Here is a 15,010-nt window from a genome sequence, read left to right on the forward strand (position 1 = left end):
GATGGCCGCCGTCATCGTCACCATCGCCGGGCGCACATACCGTCTCTCCTGCGACGACGGCGAGGAGCCGCGCCTCCAGAAACTCGCCCGTTATATCGAGAGCAAGATCCTCTCGATGAAGGACAGTTTTCGTGACGTCGGCGAACAGCGCATCGTGGTGATGGCGGCGCTGAGCGTTGCGGATGAAGCGGCCGATTCGCGCAGCAAGGCTGAGGCCTTGGAAGCGGACGTCGTCGCCCTGCGCGCCGAGCTCGACGCGGTAAGAAAAGCCGCCGCAGCGCTGGAAGAACGCGCGACGGCGGCGGTGGAAGACGCGGCGCAGCGACTGGAACGGCTCGAGGCCGATCTGCGGAAGCCTGCGGTCAGCGACGATTTTCCGTTCTGAGGAAGGACGGCGCGCCGTAAGCGGGAAGGCTTCGCGGGCGTTCCCGATGCTCGCGCAGCGAGCGATCCGGGATTCAGAACAAAAACGTTTCATGCCGTTTGCGAGCGAAGCGAAGCAATCCAGGGCCGCCGTGGCTGCCCCGGATTGCTTCGTCGCTCCGCTCCTCGCAATGACGAGAGAATGGGAGCCGCTTATCAGCAGTCGATCACTTGCCCCAGTTTTCCATGCTCACATCGTGCTTTGCCTGCTCGAGATCGTCGGCATTCTGCGAATACTGGTGATTGAGCTTTTCCGCGGTCATGGCGACCGCGCCGTCCGACATGATGGCGATCTTCATCTGCTCGGTCGCCATGCGGTTCAGTTCGTTGATCCACTGATTGAGATTGAGAAGGAGCTTGTTCTTGCGGTCCTTCTGAATTGCCTGCGAGGCGCTCGAGTCGGTCGCAACGGCGATCTCGGCCTTTGTGTCGTCGATCAGCTTGTCGAGGTCCTTGGCCTTTGCTTCCAGCGCCGCGACCTGGTCCTGCGCGCCGCCCTTGGCCTTTTCCAGCGCGGCTTCCGTCTCTTTCTTCGCCTTCTCCAGATTGTCGAGGCCGTTCTTCAGCCAGCTCGCCTGGATGTTCAGCAGCGCGTCGCGGGCGACGCCGGTAAGGTTGAAGCCGTTCGGAATCGGGAAATAGGGGCCGAGCTTGGCCGCCTCGGCAGGGGCGGCGAGGCCGAGGACGCCGGCGACGAGAATGGCGGCTGCAGCCGCACGGAGACCAGCCGGCATAGAGACGAGGCGCATATGGTTTCACTCCCGATTAAGCGCGCCGAGTTGTTCCTTGACGCGAATTCTTATGCACGGAGCTTGGGCGATCCGAGCCTGTCTTGCAAGCCCGCTTCCTGCCACACAAACGTCATGCGCCGGCGCCGCGCCGCTTGACGTGGATGGCTGTTTTGCGCGAGTCTTCACGCGCCGGGGGAGCCCCGCCCGGCGGCGGAAGGATCGCGCCGCCATGGGGCTGAGAGGCTGCGAAGCGCGTTTATGACGAACGTGGGGCGCGGCGACCCTTTGAACCTGATCCAGTTCAAATGCTGGCGGAGGGATGGTGTACAACTCCCGTAACCTTGCAGGCGCGCTATGCTAGCGCGCGTCATCGGCGCCGGCGTCGCCGGGCTTTGCGCGACCTATGCCTTGGCGCGGGCCGGGGCGCAGGTGGAGCTCGTCGAGCGTCAGACGGCGCCCGGCCAGGGCTGCTCGCGCTTTGCGGGCGGCATGATCGCGCCTTGGTGCGAACTGGAGAGCGCCGAGCCGCTCGTGGCCGAGCTTGGGCAGGAGGCGCTCGCGTTCTGGACCTCGGACATTCCAGTCGCCACGATCGCCGGAACCCTCGTCGTCGCCGCGCCGCGCGAGCGCGCGGAGCTTTTGGATTTCGCCCGGCGCACGGATCATTTCGAGCGGCTCGACGGCGCGGGCGTCGCGGCGTTCGAGCCGGATTTGGCGAATCGTTTCGACGCCGCGCTCTTCTTTGCGCGGGAGGCGCATCTCGATCCGCGCGCCGCCATGCAAGCGCTCGCGGACAGGCTCGCTGCGATGCCCAACGTCGTGCGGCATTATGGCGCGGAGGCGGATGCGCTTGCGACCCATCCCGACTGGACCATCGACTGCCGGGGGTTCGCCGCGCGCGACGCGCTCCCTCGGCTGCGCGGCGTGAAGGGCGAGATGCTGGTTTTGCGCAGCGACGAGATTGTTCTCTCCCGCCCAATTCGCATGCTGCATCCGCGCCGGCCGGTCTATGTCGTGCCGCGCGGGGAGGGTCTATTCATGGTCGGGGCGACCATGATCGAAAATGAGGAGCGCGCGCGGGTGACAGCGCGCTCCGTTGTGGAGCTTGTCAATTCCGCCTTCGCCATTCACCCGGCCTTCGCCGAGGCGGAGATCGTCGAAATGGGCTCGGACGTGCGGCCGGCCTATCCGGATAATCTTCCGCGCCTGACGCAAAGTGGAAAGACGATCTATATCAATGGGCTCTACAGGCACGGTTTCCTGCTTGCCCCCGCGCTCGCGCGCCGCGCTGCCGAGGTTGTTCTCCGCGGCGCCTATTTTCCGGAGGTGATGGATGCAGATTCGGGTGAACGGGCGTCCGCGTGAGGTGGACTCCACCACTTTGGAGGCCCTGCTGCGCGAATTGGGCTACGAGGATCAGAAGGTCGGCACGGCGCTGAACCAGGAATTCGTGCGCGACAGGGACCGTGAAAAGACCATGCTTCATGAGGGCGACGCGGTGGAGATCGTCACGCCGCGGCAGGGCGGATGAGTGCAAAGCGTCCAATGAACGCCGCTGATACGCTCACCTTCTACGACGTTGCGCTACGATCGCGGCTGCTGCTGGGGACGGCGCGCTATCCCTCGCCCGCGATTCTCACCGAGGCCATCCGCGCCTCGGGCTGCGAGATCGTCACGGTTTCGTTGCGGCGGGAGGCAGGCGGCTCGCGCGCGGGCGAGAGCTTTTGGACCCTCGTTCGGGACCTCGGCGCGCGCGTGCTTCCCAATACGGCGGGCTGCCGCACGGCCAAGGAGGCGATTGCGACGGCGCAAATGGCCCGCGAGGTATTCGAGACCGATTGGATCAAGCTCGAAGTGATCGGCGAGGAAGATACGCTGCAGCCCGACGTTTTCGGCCTCGTGGAAGCGGCGAAGGCGCTCGTCGGGGATGGTTTCAAGGTTTTTCCCTATACGACCGACGATCTCGTGGTCGCCGAAAAGCTCCTCGACGCAGGCTGCAAGGTTTTGATGCCCTGGGCGGCGCCGATCGGTTCGGGGCGCGGCGTCAACAATACGTTCGCCTTGCGGGCTTTGCGGGCGCATTTCCCGGGTACGCCGCTCGTCGTCGACGCAGGGCTCGGCGCGCCCTCTCATGCCGCGACCGTGATGGAGATGGGCTATGACGCCGTGCTGCTGAATACGGCGGTCTCGCGGGCGGGCGATCCCGTCGCCATGGCGCGCGCTTTCGGCCTCGCTGTCGAGGCCGGGCGGCTCGCCTTTCTAGCCAAGCCGATGACGCCCCGCGACATGGCCGAGCCCTCGACGCCGGTGATCGGGCGGCCGTTCAAGGACATGCTCTGACAATCTTTTCTTTGCGCGGTCCATTAGAGCGCATCGGCCCGCGCGCCTTCCGGCGCGCAACATCGTCGCAAACAGCTTCGAAAAGATGATAAACCGCCGCCTATGCAGACAGTGAGCCTCGACCCATTTTATCTTATCGTCGATAACGCCGACTGGCTGGCGCGTCTGCTGCCGCTCGGCGTTCGACTCGTGCAATTGCGCGTGAAGGATCGCCTCGAGTCCGAGGTTCGCGATGAAATCCTCCGTGCGCGCGATCTCTGCCGCGCGGCGGGGGCGCAGCTCATCGTCAATGACTACTGGAAGCTCGCGATCGAGGCCGGCTGCGATTTCGTGCATCTGGGACAGGACGATCTCGACGACGCCGATCTCGACGCGCTGCGCCGCCATGAGGTGCGAATCGGCGTTTCTACTCATGACGACGTCGAGCTTGATCGCGCATTGTCGATTTCCCCCGACTATGTGGCGCTCGGGCCCGTATGGCCGACCTTGCTCAAGGAAATGAAATTTGCGCCGCAGGGGCTCGAAAAGCTTGGCGCGTGGAAAAAGCGCATGGGCGATATCCCGCTTGTCGCCATTGGCGGCCTTACGCCATCACGCGCCTGCCTCGCGCTGGCGGCGGGCGCCGACAGCGCCTGCGTCGTCACCGACGTTTTGCGCGCGCCCGACCCGGAATCGCGGACGGTCGAATGGGTTGCGACGACGGCGCCCTGGCGTGATTCCCCCGAGCTAACGCGCGCGTTTTCGCCCGATTTCGCCGGCGCGAAAGTTTTTCCCTCGCCCAACCACGGCCCCCGCGCGCGCGCGATCTCTGCGCTGGTGTTGCATTATACCGGCATGCCGACGGCGGAGAGCGCGCTCGAGCTTCTATGCTCGCCGATCCGGGAGGTCTCGGCGCATTATTTCGTCGAGGAAGACGGCCGCATCCTTCAGCTCGTGCCCGAGACGCGCCGCGCCTGGCACGCGGGCGCCAGCTATTGGGCGGGGGAAACCGACATGAATTCGGCTTCCATCGGCGTCGAGATCGTCCATCCCGGCCACATCGACCCGCATGACTTCCCTTCCGCCCAGATCGAGGCTGTCATCGCTCTGTCGCGGGATATATGCGCGCGTCACAAGATCGCGCCCGAGCGGGTGCTCGCCCATTCCGACATTGCGCCGCGCCGCAAGACGGACCCGGGCGAGTTTTTTCCCTGGGCGCGTCTCGCCGCCGTCGGCGTCGGCCGTTACGTCGAACCCTTGCCGCCCGACGACGGCCCGGCGCTGGAATGTGACTCCGCCGGCGAGGCGGTCGCGCGGCTGCAAAGGCAGCTCGCGGCCTTCGGCTATAAAGTCAATGAGACGGGCGTCTATGATGAAGATACGGCGTCGGCTGTCGTCGCGTTTCAACGGCATTGGCGGCCAGCGCGCGTGGATGGGCGCGCCGACGCCTCGACCATAAACATTTTGACGCGCCTTTTGGCCTGAAGGAGTTTTACGTGACGATTGGAAAACGCGCGATCGTCGTTACCGGCGCTTCGACGGGCATCGGTTTCGCCTGTGTGGAAATTCTTACACAAAAGGGTTTCTTCGTCTTCGGGTCCGTCCGCAAAAGTGTGGACGCCGAGCGCTTGCAAACCCAATTTGGCGATGATTTCGCGCCGCTTCTCTTCGATGTCACGGATGCGGACGCTGTTGCGCTGGCTGCGCAAGAGGTCGAGACCCGGCTCGGCGGCGCGACGCTCGCGGGGCTCGTCAATAATGCAGGCGTCGCGGTGCCCGGCCCGCTGCTGCATCTCTCCATCGCCGATCTACGCCATCAGCTCGAAACAAATCTCATCGGCCAACTGCAGGTAACGCAGGCGTTTGCGCCGCTGCTGGGCGCGCGCAAGCCGCAGGGCGGCGCGCCGGGACGCATTGTCAATATGAGCTCGGTGGCCGGCCGTTTCGCCTCGCCGTTTCTGGGTGCGTACAATGCGTCGAAATTCGCGCTCGAGGGCATGTCCGACGCGCTGCGGCGCGAGCTGATGATCTACGGGATCGATCTCATCGTGATCCAGCCCGGCGTGATCGCGACGCCGATTTGGGACAAGGCTGACAACAGCGATTTCAGCCATTTCGACGCGACCATCTACGGACCCGCGGCGCGGCGCGTGCAGAAATGGGCCGTCGAAGCCGGGCGCGCCGCGCCGGGGCCCGAGCTTGTGGCGAAAGCCGTGCTGAGGGCCCTGACTGCGCCGCGCCCACCGGCTCGTATTCCTGTCATCCCCAACGGGGCCCTCGGTCACACCTTGCCAAGCCTGCTGCCGGCGCGATTTGTAGATTGGCTCGTGGCGCGTCGTTTGGGCTTCATCGAGGCGCGCGATAAGCTCCGCGTCCATCATTCTGACGGAGATGGCAATGGCGAATGAAATGACTGTTCCGCACGGCGTCGTTTGCTGGAGCGAACTCGCCGTCCGCGACGTCGCGCGCGCGCAGAAATTTTACGCCGAGACGCTCGGCTGGCGCTTCGAGGCCATGGCTGCGCCGGACATGACCTATTGGATCGTCTTCTCCGGCGAGGCGCGGGTCGGCGGCATGTTCGAGATGAAGGGCGCGCAATTCGACGGCGTGCCGGAGCATTGGCTCACCTATATCGCTGTCGACGACATAGATGAGCGTTTGAAGAAGGCGGTCGAGGCCGGCGCAAAAATCTACAAGCAGCCCTTCGATATTCCAGACGTTGGCCGCATGGCGGTGCTGTCGGAGCCAGGGGGCGCAGTTGTCGCCTGGATGACGCTAGAGGGATAGACACGCCGCCGCGCCTCAAAGGCGCGTCGTCTCGTCGATCTCCCCTGGACGGAAATGCCTGGCGAATTCGCAGGCGACGCCGTCATCGAGAATACGAACCACTTTTGCCGGCGTATTCCCGACCGCGACCTCGGCGCCGATGGGAATCACGCGATCGGTTTCCAGCACGACATCCGAGTGCGAGAGGCTCTTGATGCGCACGATTTGCTCGTCGCCGCGGGCCAGCCGTAGAACGGTGAGATCCATGAATGGGATGAAGATGCGATCGTGACGCCGGCTTTCTTCATAGCCCGTTGAACGATCGGCGTACCATGCCAATTGGCGTGCCAGCCTCTCGCGTTTTTTCGGCATGAGATGAAAACACATGTCGAATCCGTTTTGCGTCGGTCCCAGGACAATGCCCGCGAAACGACCCAATTCATTGAGGCAAAGCGCGACCTTCTCGCCCGGCAGGGCCGCGACAGGCGCGAAAAGCCGCGCGGAATAAGGGGAGATCTCGCAGGTCTGACAAGGATATTCCTCGTTGGACTCCAGCAGTGTGTAGCGGCCTTCGAAATTGATTTGCAGTCGGGGCTGCGGCTCCGTCTCAAAATGAGAAGTTTTAGGCTGAAAATTAATGCCCATTGTTGCCTCGAAAAGTTAATGGTCGGGTGGAAGCGCGCTTCCACCGTCTAGTGGCTGCCACCTTAGCGCCGGCTCGTGCCATAAAAGTTAAGCTGGACCGTTGGCCGCGGCATAAACGGGGCGCTGTATGAAAGCAGTTTCCAAATTGTTTACAATTTTAACGGCGTCGGCTGGCTCGTGCTTTTTTCCTGAGGCCCCGCTGGCAAGTAAAGCGGCGGCGGCGCTCGATTTTTGCCAACCGACACCAGCGTAAAACCTGACAGCAGATTGGGCAGCTATTTTTATTTCAACTGGTTATTAACCAAGAAGGGGTTGCTAAGCTTAACGGAATGGACGTTCCGACCGTTTAATTTTATAGTTTAGTTCAAGGATTTCCGCGGGATTCATCGTGACGCCGATGCGGCTTTTGGTAACTGCGCTTATTTGTTGCAGTATTGTGTGTGGCGGGATGACGCCTGCGCGCGCTTTCGACTTTTTTGGCCTGCTCGGCGCGCCAGAAAACGCCGAGCCTACCGCAGACGCAATCGCTTACGAGGTGACTTTCAAGGGGCTCGACGACGACAAGCTCGAGCAGGCCCTCAAGGACGCATCGAACAGCTGGCGACTGCGCCTGGAGGCGCCTTCGGCGGGCGTCGGCTTGGCGCGTCGGGTCGTCGCCGACTATCCGCGCCTTGCCGAGGCGCTATGGGCGAGCGGCTATTTCAACGCGCGTGTGCATGCGAGCGTCGCCGGCGCGCCCATCTCGCCGGAAGGCGATGGGGCCGACGCGGCGGCGGCGGCCGCCGAGCGGCATCGCGGCGTGTCTCTCGTTCCTGTCGTCTTCGAGATCGATCCAGGCCCGCTCTTCAAGCTGCGCCACGTCGTCGTCTATGACGCGCGCACCAATGCGCCGATCGATCCGGCGCTTTTCCCGCGCAAGGCCCTCGATCAGAACCCCGACGATCCCGCCCGCGCCGCGGCTCTGCGCGCGCGCGAGGCCGAGTGGATCGATGATTTGCGCGGCAAATCCTATCCGATGGCCAAGGTCGTCTCTGCGCGGCCCGTGATCCTGCATGATCTGAACGTGATGGACGTCGCGGTCACGATTGACCCAGGACCGAAGGCAGGCGTCGGCGAGGTTAGTCTTTCCGGCGCGCCGGGCGTCGATCCGGAGGTTATCCGCTCCTTCATTTATCTGGAGGAGGGCGAGCCTTACAGCCCCAAAAAAATCGCCGACACGCGCAAATCCATCGCCCGCATCGAGGCGATCGGCGGCGTGAAGATCGAAGAAGGGGCTCATCTCGATAAGAATGGCAATTTGCCGCTTCTCATCGAGACGACCGAACGCAAGCGCCATGCGATCGGCGCTTCTGCGATGTTCTCCAATATCAACGGCCCGACGTTGCGCACCTATTGGGTCGACCGCAATCTCTTCGGCGGCGGCGAGCGCCTGCGTTTCGATCTCGACGGCGGCCTCGCCTATTACAATAATTCGTCCGCGTTCCTGTCCTTTCCGGAGCTCAAGGCGAGCAATCTGGTCGGCTCCGCGCGCGCGAGCTTCTTGAAGCCTGCGCTCTTCGGCACGCGCAACGATCTTCTGCTCGACGCCGCGGCGGTGCGCGAGCGCACCGTTTACTACTGGGCGTCCTATGGCAATTTCAACGGCGCGATCCGCCATCGTTTCAGCGACACGGCGTCGATCCAGGCCGGCATCGAAGTCGAGGGCGGGCAGTTCAACGACGTCTTCGGCCTGCACAATTACTCGCTGCTCGGGTTCCCGGTCTCGGGGACCTATGACAGCACCGACAATGCGCTCGCGCCGACGCGCGGCATACGCGCCACGGCCCGCGTCGCGCCTTATGTGAAGGCGCTTTCCAACGGCGTCAGCATGCTGGAGTCGAAGGGGCAGTTGTCGGCCTATCACGCGCTCGACGAAGACGCCTGGTATGTTCTCGCAGGGAGAGTCGCCGCCGGCTCTATCGTCGGGTCGTCGATTGAACACGTCCCGGCAAACCGACGTTTTTTTGCAGGCGGCGGTGGTTCCGTGCGCGGCTATCGCTATCGCTCGATCACCCCCGACAATGGCTTCGGCTTTCCGACCGGCGGACTGAGCCTTTTCGAAGCCTCCGCCGAAGCGCGCCTGAAAGTGACGCAGGAAATCGGCATCGTCCCCTTCCTCGACGCCGGCGCCGCCTATTCGTCGTCCGTGCCGAATTTCAGTTCGACGATGCGCTTCGCGGCAGGCGTGGGTCTTCGCTACTATACTGGCATTGGTCCGATTCGTTTCGATGTCGCGACGCCTCTCAACCCGAGGCCGCAGGACAGCCGGCTCGCCATCTTCCTCGGCATCGGAGAGAGCTTCTGATATGCGCAAGCCTTCTCGCGGCCTTGTGATCGTCGGCGGTATCGCGGCCTTCGTAATTCTCGCCGCCGGCGCCAGCGTCTATTCCATCAATAGCGCCTCGGGCGGGCGTTCGCTGGCGCGCGTCATCTCCGAGGCTGCGTCTACGCCCGATATGAAGGTCGAGATTGGCGCGATCGACGGCGTTCTGTCCCCGACGCCCGCCGTGCGCGATATCGTGGTCTCAGACCGGGACGGTCCATGGCTGAGGATCGACCGCGTCGCCGCCAAATGGTCGCCACTCGCGGCTCTGGGCATGAAGCTCGATATCGATCGCATAGACGTCGGCGAGATCGACGTGTTGCGCGCGCCGGTTGCCGAAAAGAAAAAGGCCGAACAGAAAAACGGCAACGGATCTTTCCCTCCGAAACTGCCCATCGGCGTCCGGGTGGGAGAGCTGGCTTTGGCGAAGCTCATTCTCGCCGAGCCCGTGTTGGATGCGGCGGCCACGCTCTCTGTCCACGCCGGGGCCGAACTTACCGGGGCGGCGGCGGGTATATGGGTCAATGTCCTACGGCTCGACGCGCCAGGGTCGGCTGGCGTCGACGCGGTTTATGCAGGCGACAAGCTGCGCGTCAAATTCGCCGCCTCGGAGCCCGGCGACGGCCTCATCGCGCGCCGCGCAAAAATCCCCGGCCTCCCGCCGGTCGAAGCCTCCGTCGCGGGGGAAGGCCCGCTCGACGCCTTCGCAGCCAAGATTTCGGCAAAGGCGGGCAAGGCGGGCGTCGATGGCGAGGTCCACGTTACCCGTGAAGGCGCGGCACGGCGTTTCGACCTCGCTCTTGCGGGGCGGCTGGCCGATCTCTTGCCGCAAGACCTTGCGGCGATTTTTGCCGACGTCACGAAGGTCGAGGCGACGTCTCATCTTGCCGATAACGGTGCCAAGACCCTCGACCGCTTTGCGCTCGCCGCTTCGGCTTTCAAGGTTGATGGCGCCGGCCGTATGAGCGCCGATGGCAAAGCGGTCGGCAAGGTCAATCTTTCCGTCGCCGCCCTCGACCCGTTCTCGCGAATTGCCGGACGCCAGTTACATGGCGTTCTCGATCTCTCCGCCGATATCGCCGGGGCGCCGCTCGATGGCGTCTTGGAGGCGTCGCTGGACGGCGCCGTGACGTCGCTCGGCTCCGGCGTTGCGGCTGTTGACGGGCTTGCGGGCGGACGTGTGCGCCTGACGGGAAAGGTCGCAACGCTTCCCGGCGGCGGATTTGCTTTCGATCGGCTGGCGCTCGCGGGAGAACATCTCTCCGCGCTTGTCGATGGCAAGGCGAGCAAGGAAAAAGCCGCGATCGAGGCCAAGCTCGACTTGCCGGAGCTACGCTACGCGGGCTTGCCGCTCTCCGGTCGAGCCAATGTTGCGGCCTCTGTGACGGGAAGTCTGGAGAAGCCCGACGCGACGCTTTTGGCGACGCTCGAAGACGCTACCGCGAATGGGCGCCCGATCCCGCAGCTCGCGCTGCAGGGCGAGGCCCATGATCTGCTCGGCCGTCTCGCCGCTGCTGCGAAGCTCGACGGCGTTGTCGATCGCAAACCGGCGCGCGGGCGTTTCTCTCTTGCCCGGACGGACGCCGGCTGGACGCTCGACGACGTTGATCTCGCCATTGGCGGCGCGACGGCGAAGGGCGCGCTCGCGATCGACGGCGCTGGTCTCGCAAACGGGCGTCTGCGCCTCGCCGCGCCCAACCTCGACGATCTCTCGGCGCTCGCGCTGCAAAAGCTCGGCGGACGTCTCGAGGCAGATATTTCGCTAGACGCTCCGAATGGCGAGCAGAGCGTTTCGATCGATGCAGAGGGCGCCGGCATAGAGGCGGCAGGAGCGGCGGTCGGCAGGTTCGCGGCGACGTTGTCGGCCCGTGATCTCCTGCGTAAGCCCGCTCTGGAGGGCGAGGTCTCCGTTGACAACGCTCGCTTTGGCAAGGAGGCGATCGGCAAGGCGCGCCTGCTCGCGCGCCCCGCCGGCGACGGGGCGGCGATGCTCGATCTGACGCTCGACGCCCGCGGTTTCAATGTCGCCAGCAGGGCGACCCTCACGCCGGGCGAAACGACTCGGCTCGACATCGCGCAATTCTCCGCGCAACGCGCCGGCAAGAAAATCGCGCTGGCGCAGCCGGCCGCGGTCACTTTGCAGCATGGCGCGGTGGCGCTCAGAGGCCTGGCTCTTTCACTCGGCTCCGGTCGTCTCGATATTGACGGCGTCGCCGGGGAGAGCCTCGACATCGCCGCCAAGGCGCGCGCCGTGCCGCTCTCCATCGCTTCGATGATCGATCCGACCATCGGCCTCGACGGTCTGCTCGACGCCGAGGCGCGCATTACCGGGACAAAAGCCGCGCCGGCGGGCGAGTGGCGCGTGAAGCTGGCCAAGATCAGCGCGCCCCAGTTGCGCGCCAACGGACTGCCGGCCGTCGACGTCGCCGCCAATGGCCGCCTCGCCAATAAGCGCACGACCGTCGACGCCGATGTTGCGGTCGGCCCATCGAGCAAGCTGAAGATTACGGGCTCGGCGCCGCTGGGCGAAGGCGCGCTCGACCTCGCGGTCAAGGGCGCGCTCGACGCGGCGCTTGCCAATACGATGCTCGCGGCGAACGGCCAGACGGCCGCCGGCAAGGCCAATGTCGATTTGCGCCTGACGGGCCCGGCGGCGAGCCCGATCATCGGCGGGTCGGTCGTTATCGCCGACGCCGCCTTCAACGATCCGCTCAACGGCGTGAGCCTCGCGAAGATCAGCGGCAGGATCGAAGGGCGCGGCCGCGATCTCACCATCGACGGCCTCACCGCGCAGACGAAAAATGGCGGGCGGATCGCCGTCGCCGGCAAAGTGACCGTTGCGCCCGACGCTGGCATGCCCGGCTCCATCCGCATCGGCGCCAATAATGCGCAGCTCGCCGCGACCGACATCGTTTCCTCGACCGGCGATCTCGATCTCACGATCAGCGGCGCGCTGGCGCGCAACCCTAAAATTTCAGGCAAGGTCAATCTCGACTCGATGGACGTCAGCATTCCTGACCGCCTGCCGGCCAATCTGAAGCCGCTTCCGGGCTCGACTCACATCGACGCCAAAGGTTTCGCGGCTCAAATGCTGGCGCTCGAGAAGAAGCAGCAGGAAAAGGCGTCGCGCAAATCGGGATTCGACGCGGCGCTCGATCTCGCGCTTTCGGCTCCCAACAAGATTTTCGTGCGCGGGCGCGGCATCGACGCCGAGTTCGGCGGGGATTTGAAAATCTCGGGCACGATCCAGAAGCCCAATGCGCAGGGCGGCTTCGAGTTGCGGCGCGGCAAGATGCAGCTCCTCACGCAGCGCATCGATCTCACGCGCGGCAAGCTCACTTTCGCTGGCGGGCTGACGCCGGCGCTCGACTTCGAGGCGGAAACCACGGCATCCGACATCACGGCGAAGATCGATGTCACCGGGCCGGCGGCGTCGCCCTCCTTCGCTTTCTCATCGACGCCGGAGCTCCCGCAGGACGAAGTGCTCTCGCGCCTGCTTTTCGCCAAGGCCTCCGGTTCGCTCACGCCCTTTCAGGCGGTGCAGCTCGCCGCGGCGCTCGCGCAACTTTCCGGCGCCGGCGCGGGCGTCGACGCTTTCGAGAAAATGCGCAAGGCGCTCGGCGTGGATTCGCTCGACCTCGACGCGGGCGGGGGCAAGGGACCCACGGTCGGCGCGTCGCGCTATATCGCCAATGGCGTGAGCGTCGGCGTGAAGACGGGCGCGAACCCGCAGCAGACGTCGGTCAATGTGGGCGTCGACGTGACGCGCGGCCTGCGCTTGCAGAGCGAGACGGGCATGAGCGGCGCCACATCGCTCGGCGTCGGCATAGAGCACGAATATTGAGAAGAGGCGCGCCGCCGCGCCTCATTCCTTCCCGCAGAGCTTTGTCGAGAGATCCAGGTAGTAAGGCGGGACCTTGGACCACGTCGAGCCCGCCGGATATCCGCTGCGACGGGCTCCCGTCGCCATATGCCCCACGAACCAGCTTCCGCCCTCCGAGCGATAGGCGGGTTTTTCGCAGTCGATCATGACGCGCTCTACTTCGGACAGTCCCTTTTCGGAGAGTTTGAAAGCCGCCGCCTCGGGAGACTGCGGATCATAATCGGTGAGGGCGCGCGCGAAGATGGCGCCGTCCGGCGTTCTCTTGCGCGACGCAGGGTCGAGATAGATCTTGGAAAAGCCGTCCTGTGAGACGAGCAGCCATTCGGCCGAAGCAACCGGCGCATGCAGCAGGCAAGCAAGAAGGACGGGCAAAGCGATCTTTCTCATGGCCAATTCCGTAACGGGCTACCGTCGCTGTTTCCGACTCATATCTCGTCACGTCGAAAAGCCGCGACGCCGCAAGGCGCCAGCATTACATCGCCAAGCAGAAGCCGCGCCTCGCCAACGAGCGACGATACATCCACCGACTCCGGGCCGTAGTTGAAAATATAGCGCAAGCCGCCATTATCCCGAACCCGTATGTCCTGCGGCAATCTCAGCGCGTCGATCCCAGCTTCGGCGAGGAGGCGAGAGACGATAGCGTCGGCAAGCGTTTCATCCGGCCATCCCGCGAGGTAGTAACGTTTGCCGCATTGCGCGAGGGCGCATTCGCCGTCGCGCGAGGCGATGGCGACCGCGGCCTCCCCGCCCAGCGCCAGAAACTCCCGCCAGCGCTCGAAATAACCCGGATTTCCGTCGTTCATCGGAATAATAGCCCCTGGTCGTAGGCTCTCGACGCGCCGCACCTGCAAGTCGATTAAGCTCTGGAGAGCGCCGGGCGGTAAAGCAACGGGAATGGTAAAATGCTCGGTTTTGGAGCCCGCGCGCGGCCCGGCGAGGAGCACGGCCGAGCTATTCGCTAGTCCGTCGACCAATGACTCGCAGGCCGTGAAGAGCCCCGGCAGCAGAATAAGCTTGCGGTCGGCGACGGTCTCCCCCGTTGGCGGGCCGATGTCGATCGACAGCCCGGCGCGCCGCAGAGCGCGATAGAAGCGCATGATAAGTTCCCAATAGGAGAAATCCTGCCCCTGCGGCTGAATTTTCCAGGCCCATGCGCTTTCGTAATCGAAGATGAGCGCGACCTCCGCGCGTCGCGTCTCGACATGAGCCGAGAGCGCCGCCAGCTCTTGCGCGACGCGCGCAGCATCGTGAAAGGCTTCGTTGGGTTTCGAATTCGGCAAAAGCAGCGCCTCATGCATCTGCTCCTGCGCGAAAGGCGCCTGCCGCCAGCGGAAGTAGCAAACGGTTTCGGCGCCGGCGGCGAAGGCCTCATGCGCCCAGAGGCGAACCGCGCCTTTCGCGGGGGCCGGATTCCACGGCGCCCAGTTTACGGGACCCGGTTGTTGCTCCATCACCCACCAGCGCCCGCGCCCGCAGCCTCGATAGAGGTCGTGGTGGAAGGCCTGAAAATCGGGGTCGCCGACGCGCATATAGCGCGACTTGAAAGCCTCGCTATTGGGGCTGCGTTCGAGAAAGCCGAGCGGGTAGCTGTCCCAGGCGGCGGCGTCGAGGTCGCGAGAGAGCGCAAAATGATCAAAGGCTGTGAAGGCGCCCATGAAATTGTGCAGGATCGGGCGGCCGGGCGAATGACCGCGGATGATCTCCGCCTGGCGTTTGTTGAAGGCGACGACCTGATCCGATGAGAAGCGCTGGAAATCGAGAAGATGAGAGGGGTTGGCTTCCGTCACCGTGAGATTGGGGAGCTCGATTTCCTCGAAGGACATGAACTCCATTGACCAGAAGACATTGCCCCAGGCCTCGTTGAGCGCCTCGATCGTCTCA

13 protein-coding genes and 1 riboswitch (1 of these 14 running past the window's edge) are annotated in these 15,010 nt (G+C 64.3%); of the genes, 9 read left to right on the top strand and 4 right to left on the bottom strand.

Annotated elements, in window-relative coordinates; translation table 11 throughout:
* Position 1 precedes the first annotated feature (1 nt).
* Positions 2-385 (top strand): cell division protein ZapA, encoded by a 384-nt coding sequence (locus tag OGR47_RS01285; RefSeq protein ID WP_165054873.1) that lies wholly within the window; start codon positions 2-4, stop codon positions 383-385.
* 205 nt (positions 386-590) lie between these two features.
* Here OGR47_RS01285 and OGR47_RS01290 read toward each other — a convergent pair whose 3' ends face one another.
* The gene (locus OGR47_RS01290; RefSeq protein WP_165054870.1) at positions 591-1,172 is read right to left on the bottom strand and encodes a hypothetical protein; all 582 of its coding nucleotides are present in this window, start codon (positions 1,170-1,172) and stop codon (positions 591-593) included.
* 163 nt (positions 1,173-1,335) lie between these two features.
* Positions 1,336-1,492: riboswitch (TPP riboswitch) on the top strand.
* A gap of 16 nt (positions 1,493-1,508) precedes the next feature.
* Here OGR47_RS01290 and OGR47_RS01295 point away from each other — a divergent pair.
* The 6 genes from OGR47_RS01295 to OGR47_RS01325 all read left to right on the top strand — a co-directional run bounded on the left by OGR47_RS01295 (position 1,509) and on the right by OGR47_RS01325 (position 6,260).
* Positions 1,509-2,519: an FAD-dependent oxidoreductase gene (locus OGR47_RS01295; RefSeq protein ID WP_165054868.1), complete on the top strand. Its 1,011-nt coding sequence runs from the start codon at positions 1,509-1,511 to the stop codon at positions 2,517-2,519.
* Entirely contained in the window at positions 2,488-2,685 is a 198-nt protein-coding gene (gene thiS / locus OGR47_RS01300) for a sulfur carrier protein ThiS (protein WP_165054866.1), read from the top strand. The genes OGR47_RS01295 and thiS overlap by 32 nt, the downstream gene beginning before the upstream one ends.
* Positions 2,686-2,699: 14 nt before the next feature.
* A complete protein-coding gene (locus OGR47_RS01305; protein ID WP_206527477.1) occupies positions 2,700-3,494 on the top strand; it encodes a thiazole synthase in 795 nt (264 codons plus the stop codon).
* Between the two features lie 102 nt (positions 3,495-3,596).
* Positions 3,597-4,958 carry a thiamine phosphate synthase gene (locus OGR47_RS21770; RefSeq protein ID WP_165054863.1) on the top strand — a complete coding sequence of 454 codons (1,362 nt, stop codon included), beginning with the start codon at positions 3,597-3,599 and terminating at the stop codon, positions 4,956-4,958.
* Between the two features lie 11 nt (positions 4,959-4,969).
* Complete coding sequence (locus OGR47_RS01320; RefSeq protein WP_165054861.1) at positions 4,970-5,881, top strand: SDR family oxidoreductase; 912 nt, start codon at positions 4,970-4,972, stop codon at positions 5,879-5,881.
* Positions 5,871-6,260: a VOC family protein gene (locus OGR47_RS01325; RefSeq protein WP_165054859.1), complete on the top strand. Its 390-nt coding sequence runs from the start codon at positions 5,871-5,873 to the stop codon at positions 6,258-6,260. The genes OGR47_RS01320 and OGR47_RS01325 overlap by 11 nt, the downstream gene beginning before the upstream one ends.
* A gap of 15 nt (positions 6,261-6,275) precedes the next feature.
* Here OGR47_RS01325 and OGR47_RS01330 read toward each other — a convergent pair whose 3' ends face one another.
* Positions 6,276-6,884 carry a PilZ domain-containing protein gene (locus tag OGR47_RS01330; protein ID WP_165054857.1) on the bottom strand — a complete coding sequence of 203 codons (609 nt, stop codon included), beginning with the start codon at positions 6,882-6,884 and terminating at the stop codon, positions 6,276-6,278.
* Between the two features lie 448 nt (positions 6,885-7,332).
* On the opposite strand from OGR47_RS01330, the gene OGR47_RS01335 reads away from it, so the two are divergent.
* Positions 7,333-9,228 (top strand): autotransporter assembly complex protein TamA, encoded by a 1,896-nt coding sequence (locus tag OGR47_RS01335; protein ID WP_165054855.1) that lies wholly within the window; start codon positions 7,333-7,335, stop codon positions 9,226-9,228.
* Position 9,229: 1 nt separating this feature from the next.
* Positions 9,230-13,090 (top strand): translocation/assembly module TamB domain-containing protein, encoded by a 3,861-nt coding sequence (locus OGR47_RS01340; protein WP_165054853.1) that lies wholly within the window; start codon positions 9,230-9,232, stop codon positions 13,088-13,090.
* A 21-nt stretch (positions 13,091-13,111) separates the two neighbouring features.
* Here OGR47_RS01340 and OGR47_RS01345 read toward each other — a convergent pair whose 3' ends face one another.
* On the bottom strand, positions 13,112-13,516 hold the full coding sequence (locus OGR47_RS01345; RefSeq protein WP_165054851.1) for a surface-adhesin E family protein: 405 nt from the start codon (positions 13,514-13,516) through the stop codon (positions 13,112-13,114).
* A gap of 38 nt (positions 13,517-13,554) precedes the next feature.
* Positions 13,555-15,010, bottom strand: the 3' portion of a protein-coding gene (locus OGR47_RS01350; RefSeq protein ID WP_165054849.1) for a beta-galactosidase. Its footprint extends 512 nt past the window's final position; 1,456 of the gene's 1,968 nt are visible here — the last part of the coding sequence; its start codon lies beyond the right edge, outside the window; its stop codon occupies positions 13,555-13,557.

The sequence above is a fragment of the Methylocystis sp. MJC1 genome, assembly GCF_026427715.1.
Classification (GTDB): Bacteria; Pseudomonadota; Alphaproteobacteria; order Rhizobiales; family Beijerinckiaceae; genus Methylocystis.